Genomic DNA, 21,960 nt, shown 5'->3' with positions numbered 1-21,960 from the left:
TTTAAGCAGTAACTGTAGCAAGTTGTAATAAATAGAATTCTCCTTCAAGCGGTGCGAACGGCGGAACCGGTCTTACCGTATCGTAATAAACGGTTTTCTGATCTGCCTGGTCAACAATAACAAGGTCGGCAGTGAAACCGGATGCCTTTTCAGGGCTTGTTCTCAAAGCAAAATTCGCATTGTAAGGTATTTTCGTGGCATCAACAAGATAATCGGTTGGCATTGCAAAAGCCTGGAAAATTCCTTCAGGAGCATCAATCTGCGTTTTGATCCATTTGTTTAGGTTTTCATCCCAGTTTTCAATTCGCTGCTTAGCTTCTTTTTCCGGAAGTTCCTGACCGTTTCCTAATCCGTTTTCTACAGGGAAAGCATTGATATACTCTGTAATCGGCACAGCAGATTTTTGTTCCGTATCAAATTCCGACGGGATTAAGAAGAAGAAAAGTTTGTCATTCATGATACCCGGATAAGCATGCAGGTATTTTGAAGCACCTTTGTTAACACATTCGAAAGGGAAAAATTTTCCTTGATTTAAATAGAAAGTTACTAATTCACGATCTTTACGTACTCTGTTCCATTCTGCGATACTATCAAGAACTGTTTGTAGTGGTAATGGCATAATTTTGGATGTTTTTAGTTAATAAATAAACTGTTTGAGTCGTTCAAAATTAGATTTTTGATGCATAAAAAGCAAATTATATCCACTTATTAGTAACAATACTTTAATAGGATTATTTTTATTTTGAGAATATGGTTGATAATCCTGCTATTAGCACAGAATAAGAGAAGTTTTACAACAAGTGGAAACGCAGCAACAGGGGCGAAATATGGGGTGCTGAGGCTGTTTTTTGACCGCTAAAACAGGGAACGGATCGTTTGCTGTTTTTTTATTTGGACGATTGCTGCTAATTTGCAGCCAAAACAGGCACTCTAATTTATCAAAAGCTATTAAAAAAAGGAATCCATGATACTTTATTCTTTTCCATCCATATCCGATGTTAATGCGAAAATCCTGATCTTAGGAACCATGCCCGGCGTACAGTCGTTACAGGCCGGGGAATATTACGGAAACAACCGGAATCATTTCTGGAAAATACTTTTTACGCTTTTTGAGGAGCCTTTCTCTACCGATTATAGTACTAAAAAGGAACTGCTGCTGCAACATAAAATAGCGCTTTGGGATGTTTTGCAGGCCTGTAAAAGGGAAGGCAGCCTGGACAGTGCGATAGAAGAAGAGGTTCCTAACGATTTTACCGGTTTTTTAGCCGCTCATCCCGCAATAGAACATATTTTCTTTAACGGACAGAAAGCGGCAGCCTATTTTAAAAAATATGTCAAAACAGCAAAAGCATACCAATTGCATACATTACCCTCAACCAGTCCAGCCAATGCCGGTAAAAATTTTGAAGCAAAACTGGAAGAGTGGAAGGTGGTGAAGGTTGGAAGTTAAGATGCAAGTTTGTTTTTTAACGAATAGTCTTAAGCGGTTGAACCGATTTTATGTACAAAAGTATTTCCAACCAACATAAGGATATGTTTTTTATGATACAGTAACACTTTTCTTTAATTGCCTTTTTCTGATTACCAGGGCAATTACCCAAACAGACAATAATGTTACCAGTATCATTGTTTTTGTTGTATTCATCTGCTGGAAAAAGTTATTAAGCGAATGGATAGCGGCTACCGCTAATAAGGAGTGGGTATTGTCCGCTACTTTTCCGATTCCCCAGGTTCCAAGAAGTAATATCCCGAAAAAGAGCAGGTTTGCGCTTGTAAAATCAAAGTTTAAATGCCAGATAAACCACAATGCAGCAACAATTACGATATTCAGAAATGCCGGTAAGGTTTTTAGTTCCTGTTGTAAAAAACCACGCCATCCGATTTCTTCCAAAAGACCGTAAATTAAAATTGCGGTAACAGCTGTAAATGAAATTGTTCCTTTTGTACAATATTCAACACCTAAGATTAAAGCAATTGGAAGTCCCCAATACAGCAGGAAAGGAATAAGTGTTTTGTTATAATTCCCTTTTAGGGTAAGTGTGGGTTTTATCTTAAAAACAGAAAATGCGACAACAGCGCCAACAGCCGGACCAATACCCTGTAAAATTACTTTTAGAAAATCACCGGACACACCGTTTAACAAGTCGGTTTTGTTTGTGAGATAGCGCAGTAGTATTGCAATGGCGTAAAAGGTAAGGATAGCGAAATAGTTGATTTTAGTTTTCATTTTTATCGGTTTGAATTATACTCCAAAAGTATAAAGATGGTTTCGCTAAAAAATTGACGATGGGTAAGAAATGATATTGTCAGATAATTTTTTTCCGGATCCTGCTCAGGCTTTCGGCTGTAATGCCAAGATAGGAGCAGAGTATCTTTAAAGATGTTCTCTGGAAAATTTCAGGACGCTCTTTTATTAATTTCAAATACCGTTCTGTTGGGGAAAGAGTCAGTAGATTTATCTGTTCGGATTGTTTCCGGATAAACATCGCATCGGAAATTGCCTTGCCGATAAAAAGGCCTGTCTGGGATTTGGAATATAATTCGTTCAGATCATGATGGCTTATTGACCAAATGACTGCGTCTTCCAAAGCCTGGGTTTTAATAACCGTTGCCGATTGCGTTAGAAATGACAGATAGTCGCTAAAGATTTGATTCTCATAATACAGGTTAATACAAACATCTTTTTCGTTAGCCAAAACAAAGTGAGCCGCCGAACCAGAAATTAAGATGTTGATGTATTTTTCGGTTTTATTGTAATCTTTTATGATTTCATTCTTTTCAAAGGTGCGTATGTGTAGGAACTTTGTAAAAGCGGTCCATAAATTGATATCGACTTTATAAAACGGATCAAATATTTCTTTTATTCTTTCGGGGGTTGGTTGTTCCATACAATAGAGGCTAATATAGAGCGGTGTGTTATACGACAAATATAATGATTTAAAATGCGGACTCAAGGACAGTAATGTTTAGTCTTAATAGCGCGGATTTGAAGTATGTGCAAATAAATAACAATGGATGATAAAATTAAATAAATCAAAGGCTTGAAAATCATTATGGTAATGTCTTGTTTGGCAATTATGGTTTCCCGTAATGAAATAACGGATTTGTTAAAGTTATTTGTTGCTGAAAATAAAACATTAATTATGGCATATAGAAAAGGTTATTTTAGAAAGGACGGAACGTATGTTCAGGGGCATTTTACAAATCATCGTTCAAAAGGATTTTCTCCTAAAAAAGGAAACGGATGTATGCTTTTGTTAGCACCCATATTGTTTGTTATAGTATTGTGCATTTTGTAAATCATACCCGTATTGTAATTAAAAAAGCTACAGCATCACACTGTAGCTTTTTTAAATAGTACTTCTTTGCATCTGTTAATTAAGTATCAAGTCTTATTTCTGCTTCATTGACAACTACCGTATTCGAGCTAAAAGCTACTGTATAAAGCCATTTTCGGATGTATTTATGGTACTTTACAAAGGTTATGGTCCCTTTTCCGTAAACGGCATGAATGACCTTGTCGTTTTCCTTATATTTTGCCGGTTCGATAGCAAGCAGCGTTTTTGCGGCAAGCAGATTCTGAAATTCATTTTCTTCCATCTGATAATGACCGTTCAGGTTTTTTAATTTGATATTGACGATAGTCGGTAGTTCTTTATCCGTTTCGTCAAAAAGATTGCTGATCTTTAGCAGGTTTCCCTTTTTGACCATCAGATTGTCTTCTTTTAAATCCAGGTTTTTGTTTAGGATATAAATACTGTCTTTTTTCATGATTGCAGGTTTTAAGTTATTCGTTGAGTTTTGCTTTTAAGGTTGTCCAGAATTCGGTTACCCGTCCTAAAGCGGCTTTTTTATCGTCACTGTCTTTTCTGCCGGTCACATTTTCAAGCTGAATTTTAGCCAGCAGCAACGCTTTACTGTCTGCTATGAGCTGTTGCTTCTGAGCCAGTTTTGCCCTGTCGGAATGAATGTTTTGAATGATTGTATCTTCAGTACTGGTGGTGGTAGTCGTTGTTGTTGTGGCTTCAGAACCGGATTGTCCGAGCGGTAATCCGTAAGTGCTGGCAATAAAATGCATGGTTTGTGTCAGTCCGTTAAAGGTCGCATTTGTGGCATCGGCAGCATCCATCCGGACCCCTTTTATCGTAAAATTGTTATTGTAATCGCCGCTTTTTAATTCCCGTTCGGTAGGATTGGAGCGCAATATCACGGCAACATCCGAATTGCCCAAAAGATTAAATGAAACCGTTTTATTGAATACACCTTTCCACAGATCATGGTCTTTGTCTTTCCTTGCAGTAATAAAAGAGGTCATTTCGTCGCCCAATAGCGGGAAACGGGTACGCTCTGTGCCGTTTAAAGGTTCTTTTGCCTGACTGATCTGTTGCAGGCTTTCATTGATAACCGGGATTTTTTCGTCAGCGACAGCCTTTTTGGATTCTTTTAAAAACTGCTCGAATTCCGTAACAACCAGATAAGCTTGTTTAATCAGTTTTTTGGCTTCCGGATTGTTATGGTTCAGATAGGCAATATTGGCTTGATCCTGCAGGTTCGCTATCGTATTTATGGTAGTATCAATATAGTCTTTAATATCTTTTTGAACTTCCGGGCTGACCTCAGCAGCACGCATATCCTTTTTCAGGGTCGTTAAGGCTGTGATCAATGCGGCATTACTGTTTTCACTATGTTTGGCTGTAAAGTTTTGCAAAGCCACAATGGCGTTTAGGATTTTCCGGTCACCGGTACTGTTCTTTTCCTGTTGCAGCTCTTTGTGTTTGGCTAAAACAGCATCCCTGTTTGCTGCTTCCACAGTTACTTTTAGCCTGCTCATACAGCCTGTTAGCAGCATACAGCCTAAAAGGAGAATTAGAATAGGTTTCATCTTTTATTTTTTTAAGGTTTCTGTAAGTTCACGTATGGCTTTGTTGATATCGGCATCCGATTTTGTATCGATTTTATCCAGGTACATATCCGTTGTGGCTATCAGTTTTTTTATTGCCTGATCTGTACTGGCGATATCGGTTTTAACGGTGTGCGCCTCAAGGATCTTTTCTTTTTTTACAACCTGGCTTATCGAGTTTAAAATGGTCTGGCTTTTGGTGACATTGCCCAGCTGATCGGTAATTGCCTTGGCATTCGTCGACAGGATCAGTATGAGTTCATTTCCGTCTTCATTGGTCACTAACGGAGTAAAGAGCTTACCGTTTTCCGGCTGTGGAATTTCATTAAAATACATGTTAACGGCATTCTGGTTAAAATAACCCGATACATAACGGGAACTGGACAAAAACGAAAAACCCCTGACTTTGACTCGATAGTAATTGGAAACAGTTTCTTTTTCATCTGAAAGAAAGTAGTCATCGTCTTTTGGTTTGAGCTTAGTGCCCACCTCATCTTTAAAATAGTGCTCTTCAGATATCGTGGAGCAGGAGCATAATGTGGCTGCTAACAGCACAAGATGCAGATAATACGTTTTCATAATTTAATTTTTAGTGTTTGGTTGTAGTGTTGCAAGCATATTGCCGGAATTATTTTTTGTATCCGCTTTATAGTGGGTGAATTGTATGGAATGGGCATTCCAGTACACGAATGCTTTTTTATCGTCACTTCCGTTGATACGGAAAACAATGGGTTTAAAAGGGATTGTAACCGCATCTATCCCATATTTGCCTTTGGTTTTTCCCATTAAAAGCAACTCCTGTTCCGGGGCAAGTTTTATCATGTCTAAAAAGTTTGCCACGGCAGCACCGGCAGCAATAGCTCCTATCAGACTGCTTATCGGGCATTGAACGGCAAAGCGCGGATCGGATAACAGGCTGTGTAAAGGACTCGGATTGATCGAAGCGGTATAGTCTATTTTTTCCGGTTTTATGGTCAGCAATACGTTTTCCTGATCTCTTGAAGTGCCAATTGCTATAGTATTGGTAGCCTGTGGAATATTGAGGGAAACATTACTGCTCGTGTTTTTGCCATAGTTGCTGTAGCAGAAAAAAACATATCCTAAATCGGTTGGATTCAGTTCGAGTTGCGATTGCAGTTTTGCATTGACATCGCCGGAATACTGTAAGGTCAGTTCGGACAGGTCCTCATTAAACCGGAAGGAATTAAAATTTACTGTCGCTGCTCCGCTGCCGGAAACGCTGCCTTTAAATTTACCCAGCGACATAAAATCCATCGCTTCACGCTGTACATTGCAGGCAGCTACTTTTGCTTCATTTTCAACCTGATGGGCTATCCGGGCAGTTTCCCTGGCGGCCTGCCAGGCAATCCTTTCGGCTTCTACACGTAGTCGGCAGGCTCTTCGGGTAGCGGCACAAACCGGATCTTCAAAGCGGACGCCAAGTACTCTGCGCATACAGTTCCAATTACAACTGGCACCATTAAAATCCGGATATTTAAAATTGGTTCGCACCTTTTGGCAGTCAATATCCCCGCGTTTAACCTCCAGTTTTTCATTAAAAGCCATTTCGGGCAGTGTAAACTGTTGTTTCAGAACAATAGGAGCAGAAAGTGCCTCGTTAAAAATACCGGCTATTTCCGCTTTACTGATCTGCACGCTGATAGCGCTGTTTTCAGGAACAGGTTCAAAAACGTGCTGCCACTTTTTAGTGAAAGCGGTGTTGTAAACCGCAAACAATTTAGAAACCTGTGAAGCAGTTGCAGCAGCCGTTTGTGTTTTGGGTAACGTTACCGGAGCGGACTTTTTTGCCGTTAATTCGACTAATACCGAAATCCCTTCAGTAGTAATCAGAACGGCATTTCCTTTGATGGCGCGGGAAATCGTTTTTGGCTCGGCAATAACTTCGGTATTAGGATCTTTAAACAGTTCTTTGGGATCTAAAGAATAGCCTTTTTCCCAATTGGTCTGGAATACAACCGGATTTTTAAACAGCATCCCGTTAATATTGTCAATATAATGCTTTAATATCGGGCTTATCAGTTTGGCTAAAGCGCGTTTGTGCAATCCGGTTTTTTGCGTAAACGTAATGTTCTTGATTTTCAGGGATTGTAAAGCACTTCTCAGATAAACCGTGTCACCGCGGGTAGCGACAGCGGTTAAACCGGCCAGTGTTCCTTTGATTTCTGCATGATATTCCGGAATATCGATTAAAAAATCAGCATTTGTTAAAATGCCCTGCTTGTCTAAAAGTATTTCAGGCGTAACACTTTTAATAACAATGTTTTGATCTGAAGCATTTTCAGCCGCTTTTTTCAGCGCATCAGGAAGGTATTCCTGAACCATTCCTTTGTGGATATAAACGCCTATATGCGGATTCAGCGTATCCATACTGCGAAGATTATCGGTAATGGAAGCATATTGCTGATCTGTTGCCGATATGGGCGGGAACTGCTTGTTTACCAGTGTTCGTACAGATTCACAACTTATAAAAAGCAATGAAGCGGTCCCTAATAAAAATAGTTTGTAACGATTTTTCATGATATGAATGTTTAGCAGGTTAATGATTGAAGTAGTTTGGTCATTTCAAAGCTAGGGCAGCTATATACCGGAAACAATGGGGAAAACCCTATAAAGAAGCTGTTTTTTGCCTAATTGGTTATAAATGAGGCGGATTGATAAATTATTAAGAAAAAAGTGATATTTTAGTAGTGTCTTATAAATTAGGGTATTATCCCGGGCTGATTAGGGGTTTACCTATTGATTGGAGATAAAGAATAGTTAACCTTTGATGCAAACCAAGTAACCTCTAAATCTACATAGCCATGAAAAAAACGACACTATTATTAGTCCTGCTTATTGCTTTTTACAGCTGTACCGAAAAAAAGACAACTGATCGCAGCGTAGCAACTACTGAAGCGACGGCTTCCAAGCGAACAACATTTCAAGATTCTGTTCCGCAAATCATCAGAGATTTACAGTTTTTAGCCTGTAAGGCGAATGATTATTCCGTTATTGAAAAGTACCACAAGATCGATATGGGACTGTTTGAAAGCATGCTGGTTAATTACTGGGGAGATGTTAATGCTGCAAAATACAAGGCTGTATCGTGGGAAGAAATAAAAAAAAAGCTGGACAGCGTTAGCTGTAATGAAAAGTATCTGTCATTCAAATATAATAACAGCGGGATGAGTAATGCCGATGATATTGAACCGGTCCTGGTGAGCACCTTCAGTGATAAGACAACCTGTTTTTCGGTACCGCTTTTTAGAAGCATCATGCAAAATCACGATGTTATGGCATCGAAACATACTATTGAGTTTACCAAAGGAAAAATGGATCCGGGTGCCGATGTGAATATTCTTTTCAGAATAAAAGGCAGTGGCTTTACCGGATATTACGATATCTCCCTTGATCCGACTTTTATAGGTTTAAAAGAAAATGAGTAATATACTGGCAACCATAAACAGTATTAAGCTGCTTGTACTGGCAACATTTATTTATGCCTGTTTTAACCTTAAATTGAAAAAGCATAATACACTGTTGTTTCTGATCATCACGGTGAGCTTTTGTACAGAAGTGCTGACCTCCATATTGCTGTATGGAGGTATCAGTTTTTCTTTTTTAACAACGCTGAGTATCATTATCCACCATGCCTTATGGCTGTATCTGATAACGGTGATCTGCAGCAATACTGCAAAAGGATATGTACCGCTTTTCTTTTTCCTGGTTTTTGCTTTTGTAAACCTGTTTTTTATTGAAGGTGTGCAGACCTTCAATGCCCGGACATTTATCTGTGGTGCCCTACTGTATGTACTGCTCTTTTTATACTGGAGCTATTACCATTTGCGGAAAGAGAATTTCCCGTTTTTTACGTCCAATAACTACTTGCTGTTGGCCAGCCCGATCTTGTTTTTTCTGGGGTTCAGTTTTATTTTCGGATTTAAGAACAAAATGCTGAATACAACGATAATTTTCGGTGATATAAAGCTCTATTCCCTGATTAGTTATTTCGTAAACATCACTTATTATTCATTGGTAAATATTTATATTTATCGTAACAAGAAAGAACAATATGCTGAATGATATCGCTTTTGGCATCATCATAGGACTCCTTTTTATCAGTTTGCTGCTGTTGTTCTGCATCCTGATAATCAAGCTGTATATCAATAAAATAAAGAACTATACCCGGCTCATTTATCAGAAAGATATCGACTACCAGAAAACGCTCAATGCAGCCATAATTGAAACCCAGGAACAGGTGTTAAACAATATTTCAGCAGATTTGCATGACGATACCGGACAACAGCTTACGTACATCAACTTTCAGCTTGAAAACCTTAAACTGGATGCTCCCGGATTACAGGAAACATTAGCGCCCTTGTCCCAATCGGTTGGGAGTCTGTCCCAATCCATACGGAGTATAAGCCATTCGCTGAACAATCAGCTGCTTTTACAGCAGGATCTGCTAAAAGCGATTGCGATAGAAGCAGAGCGCTTAAACAAAAATCCTAAAATTGACATCAACCTCAGCGTATCGGAACAAAAAACAAAAGTATTTACCGTCAATGAAAAAATCGTGATCTACAGGATTTTTCAGGAAACGATAAACAACACGCTAAAACATGCAAAAGCCACACAGATAACGATTGCAGTCAAAACCAGTCCGTTATTTACACTGGAAATAGCCGATAACGGAAAAGGATTTGATATCGCAAAAACGAAGGACAGTAAAACCACCTTAGGTTTGCAAAATATGGAACATCGGGCAGACATGATCGGTTACGGTTTTGAGATCCGGTCCGGTATAGGAACGGGAACCACTATTATCATCACGGAAAAATAATCATTGAACTATGCAGTACACGACCATTTGTATTATAGACGATCATGCCATTGTCCGGCAGGGACTGAAAGAACTGTTACAGAAACTCAGCAATTATAAGGTTGTGGCAGAGTTTGATAACGGTGAAGATTTTTTAGCAGCCCTGCCACTGGATGCGAAACCGGATTTGTATATACTGGACTATTCCATGCCGAGCAAAAACGGGATAGAAGTATTGCAGGAACTTGAAGAACTGGACGATGAATATAAAGTATTGCTGCTTACCCAGCATTTTGACGAACAGCTCATCAACGATGCCTATCATCACGGAGCAAGGGGCTTTTTACATAAAAACTGTACCGCCCACGATTTAAAATTTGCGATAGACAACATTGTCAAAATCGGGTATAACAACGTATCCGAAATATTGAAACGTATCCGGAATTATGAATCGCCCACAGAAAAAGAAAAGCAAAACATCGTGTTGTCGGAAAGGGAACGCACCTTTTTAGAACTCGTTTGCGATGAACAGGAATATACCTACGAACAGATGGCCGATATTATGCAGCTGTCTGTAAAATCAATAGAAGCTTATCGTGCGGCACTTTTTGAGCGATACAGCATCAAATCCAAAGTGGGCTTGGTACTGTTTTCCTATAAATACCGCCTGACAGCTCCGTTTTTAACATAAAAAAAGTCCTGATGAAGATCAGGACTTTTTATTATAAAGAGAGCATATATTAGCTTCTTCTGCTCATTAAAATTCGTAGCACATACCAGAACAAAAGCATAACAGAGGAGAACAACTGTAAAGAAGCACCCACATATTGCTCGGTACCGTATTGGTTTTTGATTTGGTGTGTCTGGTATAAAATACTTCCTGATGCTAAGATTACCATACCTACAGAGAACCATAATCCCAGATTAAATCCGAAAATAGCGCCTGCAACGATTAAGCCTAAAGAAACAAAACCACCTACAATCAGGGCTGTTCTTAAAAAGGAAAAATCGGTTTTGGTAAAAAATACAACAGCTGTTAGTCCGGAGAACATGAATAATGTGATAACTGCTGCCTGGGTAATCATATCAGGACCGGAATAGGCTACGGCAATCGCGATCATCGGAAGGAAAATAATAGCTTCCAGGATCACATACAGTCCTAATCCTAAATATTGCTGCTGACGGGAAGGATTAAAGCTCATCTTTTCAGATAAAGTCGTTCCCAGCCAGAAAAGACCAATAATAAACAACCAAATGAATTTTCCGCCCATCATGGCATATATCCATTCCGCCGGAACAGTTTGCAGTAAAATGGTTTCTACAACAATAAAAGCCAATATGGCTAAAGCTACGTGTAAATAGGTTTTTTTGTAAAAAGTCGCCTTTTCAAGGTCCGTTGCATGGGCAACAAGAATGTTTTCCGGTTCCATAATCTGTAACTATTATTTTAATTGTTAAAAAACAAATATAAGATTTTTTTTAAAAAGCAGATTAAGTTGAGAATTACGAGTTAAGAATTACGAATTAGGAATTGTCCTTTCATAATGACGTTTTCCTTTTTTCTCTTTGCCTTTTTTCTCTTTGCCCTTTGCTTCTTGTCAATTGCTTCTTGTCAATTGCTTCTTGTCAATTGCTTCTTGTCAATTGCTTCTTGTCAATTACCCTTTGCCTTTTGTTTATTGCTTTTTATTCTCAATTCGAACACTAAATCATTTGTATAAACATCTTTAATGTGACTTTTTTCATATTTACAAAGAGTTGTAACTTTAAAATGTACTATTTTTCTTTAAGGGGCTCACAATAAATAGACATTAATCGCGTAATAGTATTATAATGCGGTCGGAAAACTCAACCGACTTTAATGATTGAGTAAACCAAACAACTTAAATCTATCAATTATGTTAAAAAAAATTTTAAATCTTGAAGGTGTTCAAAAAGTAGAAAAGCAACAGCAGGTACACATTACCGGAGGCGGCAGAGGAGATGGCGGTTTTGAAGAAGTTTGTGCTTATGATAACGTTAGTGCGGTAAACAATGGCTGTCCGGCACAAAATACGGATTTGTCATGGGGGATGCCAACTTGTATTTATGTATGTGTTTCCGGTCGTTGGGTAAGACAACCGTTCTAAACAATATAAAAAAGCTTATGCAGCGAAACTTCCCTGCATAAGCTCATTAATAGTGTATTTGCTTTTAAGCTACAGTTTCTTCTGCTTTTAAAACATTAGGTCCCATTGCGCTGGTTGTTGTCAGCTGAATAAAATAAGTATAAGGACCATTCGGGCTTTTTTCAGCAATGTAGGCACAATTCCATCCGGTGCCCCATTTTTGTCCGGTATCCCAGTTTCTGTTGTTTTCATTATCCCATGACCATGCTTTTGTTTCTTTTGTAGGATCGGAAGGGAAGCCAGCGTTGTAAACGTGAATCTGACCTTGTTGTGCTCTGAATGGTGCATTGCTGCTCCATCGTAACCATAAATTTCCACGAGACTCATAAGCCTCTAAAGACCAGGTAAATGATTGTTGTGACATAGTAAATAGTATTTGGGGTTTTCCTACTCGTTTAAGGTTTTTCGGATGCTACCTTTCTGTGGTAAAATAATTTTATCACACAGCTAAAGTAATCGGATCTATTGTGTTGGATATGAGTAGTTTCACCCCTTTTGTAAAAACAGGTAGTAGCACTTCCGTAATTACTTACACTATCAAAATCAAACCTCGTAAATCAAATATCCCCAATCATACTTCAAACTTCATCCTTCTCAAATCAAACCTCAACCCTCAAATATCATAAATCACCCCTTAAACCTGTCGTCTTTCCCAAAACGGATGTTCCGGCCAGCGCTGTTCCGACTGATACTGGTTTTGTAACAAGGCAACCGATTTATTGAATAATGCCATTTGAGAAGTGATATAGTCCGATAAAGCACCGGCATTACCCTGTAAAAATGAGGCGATTGCATTTGCTGCATGGTGGCCGCTAACCAGGGCATTGGTAATCCCGAAAGAAGTGAGCGGATCATAGGTGCACAAAGCATCGCCCACGGCTATCCATTGTTTGCCGCCCGGTTTTTCCAGCAGTGAAGTGGTGGCGGTTTTAATACCTGCCGTTGGTATTGCCGTTGTGGAAATATATGTTTTAAGATGTTCGGTAGCGGCTACTTTCCGGAGTAACCAGTCCGTAAGAGAAGCTGTTTTGGCAGGATGTAAATCGCTGTCCGACATGAAATTGACGATAATCCGGTTGTTTGCTATCGGTGCGGCATACCACCAGCCATCTGCTGCCGCTTCGATAAAGGTCATGCCTTTTAACGGATTTGCCGCCGGTTCTGCAATAAAATAATAGGAAGCCAGATTGTCGACAGTCTGTTTTTTTACGCCCATTTTTTTAGCCACTATGGAAGCTCTTCCGCTGCAATCGGCTATAAAATCGGCCGTAATTGTATAGGGGGCAGCATCGCTATGCGAACAACTTACGATCATTTTATCATCCCATGCCGTGATTTCCGATAAGCGGTAATTTTGCAGCAATGGAATTCCGCGGCTGATAACCGTTTCCCGGAGTTGTTTTTCAAATAAGCTGCGGTTTAAATGCCAGCCATCGCCATAAGGCTCGTGTAAAAAATAACGTTGGCGGAGCGACGAATCGCCCCACACAACATTATTACCCACATACAAGCTGTGTTGTCCGGAAGTCAACACTCCTTCCAGACCTAATTTCCGAAAAACGGCATTGGCACTGGGAGCCAATGATTCTCCTAATTTAACGGCATTTTCGGTATGATTGTCAATTACGATACACGGAATGTTATGACTGTGCAGCGTTAATGCGGTCGCTAATCCCGCAGGACCACCGCCAACGATAACTACCGGTATGGAAACGGACGTTGCTATAATTCGTGACGTTTTAATGGATGACTTTCACGTGGTACTTCTCTTAATAATCGGCCACTCACGATACTTTCTCTTTCGGCATGTTTTACCTGTTCAAAAGTAGGATCTGTACCTTTTGGGCCTTCGCGGTCGGTTTCTACCCATAAAGCATCGGGTAAAAACTGCGATTGCGTTTCCAGTTCCTGTTTGGTAATGATTCCCAACTGATGCCATTTGGCGATCATATTGTTAATACGCGGAACGTAATTTGAAGTGAAATCACGCATCCAGTCCACGCGGTATGAGAAATGCTTTAATTTCTGACCGTCGTTTGTCGTTTTCGATTTCAACCGCTCGTAGCTGTCCATTGATAATATCGTATTCGGAACTCTTACCGACCAGAAAGAAGGCAACGGCAGGTAAAGGGTTACATCATAACCCGACATACAGCTGGCTTCATCCGTTTGCCACGGCACGCCTAACCATCGGGTAAGCGATCCCGGTCCGGTTCCGTCCAGCGGTCCGTTTTCCGATAAGGCTATTTCGGAAGTGATCATGCCGCCGTAATCGTCTCTTACCTTTTCATTTTCGGCTAAAACTTTTAAGCGGAAAGGTTCTTCCCACATCATCAGGTGTCGGAAAGGCCAGGTAATCTCGATGCCCGGGTGGAAAGGTCCGCCCAAACATTCTTCCAGCGGTGCTTTTAATAAAGCATCCACCTGTCCGGCTACCGGTAATTCCTCAAATGGAATGATCTCTTTCGGTTTTCCGGTAATAAAATTACCTTCAGCCCATAGTCGTAACCGTTCATATTGTGTTGCAGTTACCGATAGGTCAACCGCCGGCAGATCGTCATAATCACCAAATAAATCACCGTAATGCGGTGGCAGTTTGGTCGGCTCATATTCCGTAGACTGATGGTCCCGGAACCATTCGAATACCCGTTTTCTCTCGGATTCATATTGTTCGTCCGGACTTTCCAGCTGGCGGATAAAATCAGGATTGTTAAAATCACTCGGGGAATTGGTACCGAATAAAACAAAGAAACCTTCGTTTACCCATTGTGTCGTACTCATCCGGGACAGTATCGGGTGAATGTCTTCATAGAAATTAACCGTTTCCTTTGGAGCCATCCAGCCTTCACGCAGGTACAGGTCCTCAACCACATCCAGCATGCTTACGACCGGGAACAATCCCTGTCCGAAATTTGGCGGCGTACAGGCTACCACAGCAGGTTTGGCTTCAAATGTTTGTCCGCCAATGGTCACTTTGGCGCGTACGGTACCGTCTGAAGTATCATCGTGCCAGTCGTCGTTATTGGCAAAGGTTATCGCGCGGTTCCCAAGATGGGAGGCACTTTTTCCATCACCACCAAAGAAGAGTAACCGGCCTTTTTCGTCTGTTTTGATCTCACCCAAAGAAACTTCCTTGTCATAGAACTTTCCGGTATTGAACTGGTAGGTGTCACCGGATATTTTTCTTCCGCTGATGGTTCGCGTTCCCGGGTCAATTACAAGCTGATTCCTGTCGGCACCCATAACGGCTCCGTTACGCTTGGTACTCGGAATACTGTATTCGCCCAGATCCAGGGCATTGTTAAACTGGTACCAGGCCGCTTTTCTGTTGGCTACATGCACCCGCCATTCGATATTGACATCGGCAGCGGTGTCCATGTTAATTTCATATAACGGTTTGTCGTTTTCGTCCAATGCATAAATACGGAACAAAGGCACCTGCTTTTTAAACAGATTGTCACCGTCTTTAAAACCGCCTTCCGAAACCGGAGTAACTCCCGGTAAATCGGAAGCCAGGTAATATTCTTTTGAATTTCCTATTCGCGCTATTCCGATGGCCGGATAAATAGCTACTTTTTGTATCTTTTTAGTATCCATAACGCTGTCTTATTGGTTGTTTAATTGTCTTGGCAGATTGGGTTCTACGGCAGGAACACCGTTTTTAAAACGTCTTAAATCGGCTCCGGCCTCATACACAATTTTACGGGCATCGCTAATGCTGCCCTGCGGTTTGTGTACTTCCAGGGTCCGCCAGGGATTAAAAGAAAGGTTCTCGCCATATTCGGCCTGTCCCTGAGTGGTTATGTCCTGTTTGCGGATAACGAGCGTAGCGATATGAAACGGAACAGACTCTGTTTCGTCCCAGGGAACCATGGCTTTGTCCAACGGCATTTTATCCGGATCGGTACGGAACTGAACCATAAATTTAAATTGGGCTTCTCCCATGTTCAAACGGGCCTGTAAATCGGCTTGCAGATAGTCTGTTGAGTTTTGAGACGGCGGCGCACTAAACGGCGGACTGATTGGCTCCAGTTTGTATTTTACAAAGCGGTCTTCGCCAAAAGAATAGGGTAGTCCGCTCCAATAAGGTGTTGTAAGGCAGCTCGGAACGACTTTTTGCATTTCGTTTAAAATGCGTTCGGTTTCCGGATGGTCTTTCAGGTACAGGTTATAATCGTGGTCTACAACGCCGGCTTTTGTGAATTTGCACATTTCGGTAGCATTATCTACAAAAAACACATTCATATTCTGCAGGATAAAATCGGCAGTAGTGGCGTGTTCACTGGATTCCAGCAATTTTTTGCCCGGTACTCCAAACAGTTTGATCCCGATGCCAACCGTTGTTTTCATATCGGGTGCATGCGGAACGGTATCGCTTGAAAAACGTACCCAGGCTTCAAAATGATCGTGTGCAAAGATCCCGACTCTGTATTCCGGAGGTAATCCCGGCATCATGATAAAATCGGCTTTGGCAACACCATGGGGTTTTAAGAATACCCCTCTGCGCACCGGGCACTGTCCGGCAATGATACGGTTCCCCATAGTCGTATCGACAAACATTTTTTTAAGGGATAAAGCAGGATTGGTTTCGCAATCAATAGCTGCTTTTTTTGATGATTCGTTTTGCATGGTAGTTGAGTTGTAAGTTTGTTACTGCAATATAGAAAATCGCCAAAGTCCGGGGTCAGGTAGTAATACGTGATTTTAAAAAGGAACAAGAGTCTGTAGCAGCCGGATGGTTTAGGAAGAAGGCTGGTGCTAAAACGAATAAATGGCCCTGGAGCCGATTACTATAATCGGCTCCAGGGCTATTGTAGCATTAATTGCGGTTTATTTATTCAGGGTTGTCTTGATAACCACAGCTGCCTGTTGTATTGCTGTTTGTACAGCAGGAATAGTGGCAATAGGGTTTAAAAGTCCGTAATCGTGTATTAAACCGCTATACCGGGTAAGGGTTACCGGTACGCCGGCTTCGTCAAGTTTTCGGGCATAGGCTTCTCCTTCATCTCTGAGTACATCATTTTCTGCCGTTTGAACAAGTGCCGGTGGCAGGCCTTTCAGCTGAGCCAAACCGGCTTGCAATGGTGAGGCATATATTTCTTTTCTTTTTGCAGGATCCGGCAGGTAATTGTCCCAAAACCATTTCATCATGTTTTTAGTCAGGAATCGTCCGTTTGCAAATGAGTTATAGGAATCCGTTTCAAAATCGGCATCGGTTACCGGCCATAACAGCACCTGTAATTTGATTTCCGGTCCTTTTTTGTCTTTTGCCATCAGGGCAATTACTGCCGCCATATTTCCGCCAACACTATTACCGACTACTGCGAGGTTTTTACCGTTCACACCGATTTCTTTGCCGTTTTTTGACACCCATTCGGCAGCGGCATATATTTCATTAATAGCCGTTGGGTATTTTGCTTCGGGCGATGGGGTATAGTCCGGGAATACGGCCACCGCACCACTTGCAACGACAAGGTCACGCACCAGTCTTCTGTGGGTAGGATAGTCGCCCAGTACCCAGCCGCCGCCGTGGATAAAAATAAATACCGGAGCATTGTTCTGTACGCCTTTGGGCTTTGTGATATGGATTTTTACGGTGTAACCGTTTTGGGAAATACTGCGTTCCGTTTCTTCAATTCCGGAATAATCTACGGTAACCGATTGCTGCGCGCCCACCAATACCTGTCTTGCATCGGCCGGGGATAAGGTTTCCAGTGGTTTGCCATCGCCGGAATTAAGCGCTTTTAAAAATGATCGTACGTCCTTAAAAATCTGTGGATCACTTTCTCCTTTGTAAGCTCTTTCTTGTGCCATAACTGTTGAATTTAAGGTTGCTATTAAAATGAGGGATACTACCCGTTTGAAAGAAAATATAGGTTTCATAATAAAATGAACTTAAAAGTTAAGTATAAAAAACGATTAAACAAGGTTTGCCTGCAGTATGATTTCAAAATTAAAAGCCTGGCTAACAGGGCAGGTAGCTTCCGCCTGTCTGGCTAATTGCTGAAATTCTTCATCGGATATTCCGGGTACTTTTGCAGTAAGAATGAGTAGTGACTGTGTAATTTTTCCGTCGTTAAGTGTAACGGTTGATTCTGTGGTCAACTCTTCGGCAGTATAGCCGGCAGTAGTGAGATCCAGGCTTAATTTCATGGTAAAGCACCCGGCATGTGCCGCTGCTAACAGTTCTTCGGGGTTTGTACCTATTCCTTCAGCAAAACGGCTGTTAAAGGAATATTGGGTTTTGTTTAAAACAAGACTGTTTGTGGTTAGGTGTCCGTTACCTTCTTTGATGTTACCGTTCCATACGGCTTTTGCTTTACGTTTCATGTTGTTTATTTTTTAAAGGATTAATTTGATAGGACAAAGGTAGGATCGTAAAGCGCCTCCGGAAAGGTATAAAAGGCTATTAAAATTGTACATTTTTCCCTTTATGGTATTTTTATTGTTTTTTTAAGCGGTTTGTACGGGTTTTTTGGTTGACAGCCTGATAAAATTGTCTTTTCCAATGCTGATTTGTATCTGGCCGGCAGGGATTGTTTTTCCTGTTTTCCGGAAACTGTGGTAACCGGTTGAAGAATCCGGATGTGGTTGGGGAATTGGGTATTGAATTGGGGAATTTCCACACTTTTATTTTAGGGTTTTCAGCGCTAAAGCCTTCATTATCATTTGAAAATGTAAATGGCATACCGCTTGTTTTGTTGTGACTGTGCAGATTCCTCATCAAATGTGTGGAATCGCGATAGTAACGAATAGTACAACAAATATGAAAAGCGAATCAATTACTTCCGAACAATTATATTTTGCCAAAAACGATAGGGCTACAGCGGTACCCGGTATGGGTAATCCTGTTTTTTACAGCAATAAAAAAGCATCAAAAAAGGCGGCAAAGGGATCATTAAAGCCTTTGGGTATTGCAGTACTCGTGAGTACTTTTGTACTGTTGCTTGGCTCGACTTTCCTGGTGTATGAATTGCAGCCGGAGTTTGATAAAGTCAATCTGGAGCGCCTGAATACTACAGGGTGGTTTTGCTTTATTGTACTAAGCACTTCACTGCTGTTGTTCCGATTGGGGTTTTTCCTGTATAATTTGTTTTTATATTTTAAATACAAGCCCGTTGAATCTGTTACAGACGCGTTACTGCCTACCTGTACGGTGATCGTTCCGGCTTATAACGAAGGCAAGCAGGTGTGGGATACTTTAATGAGCCTGGCAAACAGCGATTATCCGCAGGAGAAGTTACAGTTGCTGGCGATAGATGATGGAAGTAAGGATGATACCTGGTACTGGATGCAGCAGGCAAAAGAAAGGTTAGGGGATCGGGTGTCGATCTATAAGCAACCGGAAAATAAAGGAAAGCGTCATGCGCTTTACCGCGGGTTCAAGCTTGGTACCGGGGAGATTTTTGTGACGGTCGACAGTGATTCGATTGTAAAGGCAGATACTTTACGAAATTTAGTCAGCCCGTTTGTTACTAACGAGAAGTGTGGTGCCGTTGCCGGAAATGTCCAGGTTTTAAATAACAACAGCGGGATTATTCCGAAAATGCTGAATGTTAGTTTTGTATTGAGTTTTGAGTTTATGCGTTCTGCCGAAAGTGCGCTGGGATCGGTAATGTGTACTCCGGGAGCTTTATCGGCTTACCGCAGTGATGTGGTGTTTGCGTGTCTTCCGGAATGGATCAGCCAGACGTTTATGGGGCAGCCTTCCGATATTGGCGAAGACCGTGCGATGACCAATATGATCCTGAAGCAGGGGTATCATGTTCTGTTTCAGAGAAATTCGTATGTTTTAACGAATGTACCGGAGCAATACAGCGGTTTGTACAAGATGTTTATCCGATGGGACCGAAGCAATGTGCGTGAAAATATCATGATGTCCAGGTTTGTGTTTAAAAAGTTTAGAAACGGTTCTACAGTGGGAACCCGGCTTTTATTCTTAAACCAGTCGTTAAAGATCGTTATGGCCTATCCGTTTATTATAGCGATGTTACTTTTTATATTCACGCATCCGGTGTTGTTTCTGAGTGCCACACTTTCCGGTATCCTGATTATGTCCAGTTTTTCCGTTTTCTTTTATGCGAAGCGGTATAGTATATCCGAATCATTCTGGGCTTATTCCTATAGTATTCTCTATACTTTTGGCTTGTTCTGGATCACTCCGTATGCCATTGCTACAGCAAACAGAAGAGGCTGGCTGACGCGTGGTTTAGTGGAGAAGAAGTGAGAGGTAAAAAGCAAAGGGCAAGAGGCAAAGGTCAGGAGGCAAAGGTCAGGAGGCAAAGGTCAGGAGGCAAAGGTCAGGAGGCAAAAAGCAAAGGGCAAGGTGTTATTGGGAATAGTCTGGGATATGCAAGCTTGTGATTGTATTAATGAAACCATAAATTATCTTTATTTGAAAATTGGGTTTTATTAATATTGTGTTGATTATGAGTTGTTTGATTTATTTTTAGTATATTGAAGGAAATTTCAAACAGTGTTTTTTATTTGTGTTAAAAAGCATATTTCCTAACAATATATATTCCTGAATCATGAAGTGTATTCCTTTAATCGGCCGGTTTCTTTTCAGCATGATCTTTATGTATTCTTCCATTGCTAAATTTTCGGACAGTTATGTCTATGAAGCAGCAGTCAAGGGAATACCGTTATCCTATATCCTTATTCCGCTGGTTGGAATATTCGAATTGCTGGGCGGACTGAGTATTTTATTTGGTTTTATGGCAAAATGGGGTGCCTGGCTCATCATTCTGGTATTGCTGCCGGTAACTTTTATCATGCACAATTTCTGGGCTGTTGAAGATAGCATGCAGCATCAGCTGGTTTTGATGACCTTTATGAAAAACATGTCTATTGTTGGTGGTGCGCTGATGATTTCCTATTTCGGAGCTGGACCATATAGCATTGATGCCGTTAAGAAGCAGCAAATTAAAGCATAAACCGGCTTTTAAGTTAATTGCCTTTTTGAAATGGTGTTTTTATGTTGCAGAATCGGCTAAAAATAATGCACTATTCCTTGTGAAAAAGCTGTTAATAAGGCCAGTTGACATATAAGGGTTTATTCATCCAGGGATGTTTTATAATTGAAAAAGAAAAAGGAGATTTATTAAGTAATAGATCGTAAACTCTTTTTTCAACGGTGAGTTCCCATTTGTCTTCATGTTCTGTTAGTATTCCATCCCGGATAAGCCAATTACCTCTGAAAGCATCAACAGAACAGCGGCCAATGGCTGTCCAGTGTGAAATGGCAGCTTCCATTAAACCGGTCATTAGCAATTGGTCTTCATTGGAGATCTCCATTTGATCAGCTAAGTCTTGATTTACAGGCAATCCGCAAAGAACTTTATTCAAGGACAAATAAACCTCATCTGTTTTCTGTAATCCTGTGATCAGATATTGTAAATAAAGGGCTGCATTTTGCTGGTTTTCTGAACTGGTAAATTGTTTGCCGCTTACCAGACGAAGACGTTCCAATAAAACAGGGATATAATTTGTCAGGATTACCATTCCTGCGTTTTCTACCTTAATCGCTTCTTTCATAACAGTTGTTTAAATTGTTTTTGGTTGGATGTATTGATCCCTGTCAAAATAAGCAACAGCCGGTTTTTGCCCCATTTATTCATGGATCATAACGGGTTTTACGCTGTCGTTTTCTTTTAGTTTAATGACTAATGTTTTGGTATGCAAAGGAAAAAAATACAGCCTTTGTTGATTTATCCTGTAGAACAGATAGGCACTGTCAATCCGGTCCGGTTGTCCGAGCAGGTTCAGCACTTCCTCTTTTTTTAATTTTTTCAGGGTATCGCTTGTCATTAAATAGTCAAGCATTTTGTCCCTATAGGGATAATCCCGATTTTCTTTTGTTTTCCATTTGATTTTATCAAAAGCAGCCACGGGTATGGTTTCCTTTTTATCGGTTTCCGTACGATCCTCTTTTTTGCAGGACAAAAAACACAAAGAAAGGAATACTATTAAAAATCGTATTGGCATGATTTGCTGTTTAATAACAATTAAGGCTGTAGTAAATTTAATAAAAGATTCCATGTAAGCCTAAGAAGACAATGAATAAGATA

General features: G+C 40.7%; 26 protein-coding genes. 9 read left to right on the top strand and 17 right to left on the bottom strand.

What is annotated here, in order from left to right:
- Position 1: 1 nt before the first annotated feature.
- On the bottom strand, positions 2-619 hold the full coding sequence (locus tag BGO42_RS04000) for a hypothetical protein (protein WP_177734753.1): 618 nt from the start codon (positions 617-619) through the stop codon (positions 2-4).
- Positions 620-964: 345 nt separating this feature from the next.
- Here BGO42_RS04000 and BGO42_RS03995 point away from each other — a divergent pair, with 345 nt between their 5' ends.
- Positions 965-1,450: a DNA-deoxyinosine glycosylase gene (locus BGO42_RS03995; protein WP_273246325.1), complete on the top strand. Its 486-nt coding sequence runs from the start codon at positions 965-967 to the stop codon at positions 1,448-1,450.
- A 90-nt stretch (positions 1,451-1,540) separates the two neighbouring features.
- Here BGO42_RS03995 and BGO42_RS03990 read toward each other — a convergent pair whose 3' ends face one another.
- Both BGO42_RS03990 and BGO42_RS03985 read right to left on the bottom strand, forming a co-directional pair.
- Positions 1,541-2,227: a CPBP family intramembrane glutamic endopeptidase gene (locus BGO42_RS03990; RefSeq protein WP_273246324.1), complete on the bottom strand. Its 687-nt coding sequence runs from the start codon at positions 2,225-2,227 to the stop codon at positions 1,541-1,543.
- Positions 2,228-2,306: 79 nt separating this feature from the next.
- The gene (locus tag BGO42_RS03985) at positions 2,307-2,888 is read right to left on the bottom strand and encodes a Crp/Fnr family transcriptional regulator (protein WP_273246322.1); all 582 of its coding nucleotides are present in this window, start codon (positions 2,886-2,888) and stop codon (positions 2,307-2,309) included.
- A 255-nt stretch (positions 2,889-3,143) separates the two neighbouring features.
- Here BGO42_RS03985 and BGO42_RS03980 point away from each other — a divergent pair, with 255 nt between their 5' ends.
- Positions 3,144-3,299 carry a hypothetical protein gene (locus BGO42_RS03980; RefSeq protein WP_273246320.1) on the top strand — a complete coding sequence of 52 codons (156 nt, stop codon included), beginning with the start codon at positions 3,144-3,146 and terminating at the stop codon, positions 3,297-3,299.
- A 79-nt stretch (positions 3,300-3,378) separates the two neighbouring features.
- On the opposite strand, the gene BGO42_RS03975 is transcribed toward BGO42_RS03980, so the two are convergent.
- From BGO42_RS03975 to BGO42_RS03960, 4 genes are read right to left on the bottom strand one after another with little or no spacing between them, the layout of a single operon-like run.
- Positions 3,379-3,771, bottom strand: a complete 393-nt coding sequence (locus BGO42_RS03975; protein ID WP_177734749.1) for a hypothetical protein — start codon at positions 3,769-3,771, stop codon at positions 3,379-3,381.
- Positions 3,772-3,787: 16 nt separating this feature from the next.
- On the bottom strand, positions 3,788-4,882 hold the full coding sequence (locus BGO42_RS03970) for a hypothetical protein (RefSeq protein WP_273246319.1): 1,095 nt from the start codon (positions 4,880-4,882) through the stop codon (positions 3,788-3,790).
- Positions 4,883-4,885: 3 nt separating this feature from the next.
- Entirely contained in the window at positions 4,886-5,479 is a 594-nt protein-coding gene (locus tag BGO42_RS03965; protein ID WP_273246317.1) for a hypothetical protein, read from the bottom strand.
- A gap of 3 nt (positions 5,480-5,482) precedes the next feature.
- On the bottom strand, positions 5,483-7,438 hold the full coding sequence (locus tag BGO42_RS03960; RefSeq protein WP_273246316.1) for a hypothetical protein: 1,956 nt from the start codon (positions 7,436-7,438) through the stop codon (positions 5,483-5,485).
- A gap of 284 nt (positions 7,439-7,722) precedes the next feature.
- On the opposite strand from BGO42_RS03960, the gene BGO42_RS03955 reads away from it, so the two are divergent.
- The 4 genes from BGO42_RS03955 to BGO42_RS03940 are packed head-to-tail and all read left to right on the top strand — an operon-like array spanning position 7,723 to position 10,413.
- A complete protein-coding gene (locus BGO42_RS03955; RefSeq protein ID WP_273246315.1) occupies positions 7,723-8,346 on the top strand; it encodes a hypothetical protein in 624 nt (207 codons plus the stop codon).
- A complete protein-coding gene (locus BGO42_RS03950; RefSeq protein ID WP_273246314.1) occupies positions 8,339-8,983 on the top strand; it encodes a hypothetical protein in 645 nt (214 codons plus the stop codon). Before BGO42_RS03955 ends, BGO42_RS03950 begins: the two co-directional genes overlap by 8 nt.
- The gene (locus BGO42_RS03945; protein WP_273246312.1) at positions 8,973-9,743 is read left to right on the top strand and encodes a sensor histidine kinase; all 771 of its coding nucleotides are present in this window, start codon (positions 8,973-8,975) and stop codon (positions 9,741-9,743) included. Before BGO42_RS03950 ends, BGO42_RS03945 begins: the two co-directional genes overlap by 11 nt.
- 10 nt (positions 9,744-9,753) lie before the next feature.
- Entirely contained in the window at positions 9,754-10,413 is a 660-nt protein-coding gene (locus BGO42_RS03940) for a response regulator transcription factor (protein ID WP_273246310.1), read from the top strand.
- A gap of 49 nt (positions 10,414-10,462) precedes the next feature.
- On the opposite strand, the gene BGO42_RS03935 is transcribed toward BGO42_RS03940, so the two are convergent.
- Positions 10,463-11,152 (bottom strand): Bax inhibitor-1/YccA family protein, encoded by a 690-nt coding sequence (locus BGO42_RS03935; RefSeq protein ID WP_177734741.1) that lies wholly within the window; start codon positions 11,150-11,152, stop codon positions 10,463-10,465.
- Between the two features lie 468 nt (positions 11,153-11,620).
- On the opposite strand from BGO42_RS03935, the gene BGO42_RS03930 reads away from it, so the two are divergent.
- A complete protein-coding gene (locus BGO42_RS03930) occupies positions 11,621-11,851 on the top strand; it encodes a hypothetical protein (protein WP_177734740.1) in 231 nt (76 codons plus the stop codon).
- Positions 11,852-11,915: 64 nt separating this feature from the next.
- On the opposite strand, the gene BGO42_RS03925 is transcribed toward BGO42_RS03930, so the two are convergent.
- From BGO42_RS03925 to BGO42_RS03895, 7 genes are all read right to left on the bottom strand, one after another.
- On the bottom strand, positions 11,916-12,254 hold the full coding sequence (locus BGO42_RS03925) for a hypothetical protein (RefSeq protein WP_177734739.1): 339 nt from the start codon (positions 12,252-12,254) through the stop codon (positions 11,916-11,918).
- A 270-nt stretch (positions 12,255-12,524) separates the two neighbouring features.
- Complete coding sequence (locus tag BGO42_RS03920; protein ID WP_273246369.1) at positions 12,525-13,586, bottom strand: FAD-dependent monooxygenase; 1,062 nt, start codon at positions 13,584-13,586, stop codon at positions 12,525-12,527.
- A 26-nt stretch (positions 13,587-13,612) separates the two neighbouring features.
- Entirely contained in the window at positions 13,613-15,487 is a 1,875-nt protein-coding gene (locus BGO42_RS03915) for a LodA/GoxA family CTQ-dependent oxidase (protein WP_273246307.1), read from the bottom strand.
- Between the two features lie 9 nt (positions 15,488-15,496).
- Positions 15,497-16,519: a catalase family protein gene (locus BGO42_RS03910; protein ID WP_273246305.1), complete on the bottom strand. Its 1,023-nt coding sequence runs from the start codon at positions 16,517-16,519 to the stop codon at positions 15,497-15,499.
- 201 nt (positions 16,520-16,720) lie between these two features.
- A complete protein-coding gene (locus BGO42_RS03905; protein WP_246296996.1) occupies positions 16,721-17,704 on the bottom strand; it encodes an alpha/beta hydrolase in 984 nt (327 codons plus the stop codon).
- A 105-nt stretch (positions 17,705-17,809) separates the two neighbouring features.
- Positions 17,810-18,220 (bottom strand): OsmC family protein, encoded by a 411-nt coding sequence (locus tag BGO42_RS03900; RefSeq protein WP_177734735.1) that lies wholly within the window; start codon positions 18,218-18,220, stop codon positions 17,810-17,812.
- 112 nt (positions 18,221-18,332) lie between these two features.
- Positions 18,333-18,578, bottom strand: coding sequence for a hypothetical protein (locus BGO42_RS03895; protein WP_273246302.1), 246 nt, complete (start codon positions 18,576-18,578; stop codon positions 18,333-18,335).
- A 78-nt stretch (positions 18,579-18,656) separates the two neighbouring features.
- Here BGO42_RS03895 and BGO42_RS03890 point away from each other — a divergent pair, with 78 nt between their 5' ends.
- Complete coding sequence (locus BGO42_RS03890; RefSeq protein ID WP_273246300.1) at positions 18,657-20,117, top strand: glycosyltransferase family 2 protein; 1,461 nt, start codon at positions 18,657-18,659, stop codon at positions 20,115-20,117.
- 304 nt (positions 20,118-20,421) lie between these two features.
- Positions 20,422-20,826 (top strand): DoxX family protein, encoded by a 405-nt coding sequence (locus tag BGO42_RS03885; protein ID WP_177734732.1) that lies wholly within the window; start codon positions 20,422-20,424, stop codon positions 20,824-20,826.
- Between the two features lie 91 nt (positions 20,827-20,917).
- Here the strand turns inward: BGO42_RS03885 and BGO42_RS03880 are convergent, their stop codons facing one another.
- The gene (locus tag BGO42_RS03880) at positions 20,918-21,427 is read right to left on the bottom strand and encodes a contractile injection system tape measure protein (RefSeq protein ID WP_273246297.1); all 510 of its coding nucleotides are present in this window, start codon (positions 21,425-21,427) and stop codon (positions 20,918-20,920) included.
- Between the two features lie 75 nt (positions 21,428-21,502).
- Positions 21,503-21,877: a hypothetical protein gene (locus BGO42_RS03875; RefSeq protein ID WP_273246295.1), complete on the bottom strand. Its 375-nt coding sequence runs from the start codon at positions 21,875-21,877 to the stop codon at positions 21,503-21,505.
- Positions 21,878-21,960: the final 83 nt, after the last annotated feature.

This window comes from Flavobacterium sp. 40-81 (genome assembly GCF_001898245.1).
GTDB lineage: Bacteria > Bacteroidota > Bacteroidia > Flavobacteriales > Flavobacteriaceae > Flavobacterium > Flavobacterium inviolabile.
Note: the sequence above shows the minus strand (reverse complement) of the source record. Positions and strands in the feature narration are given on the sequence as shown.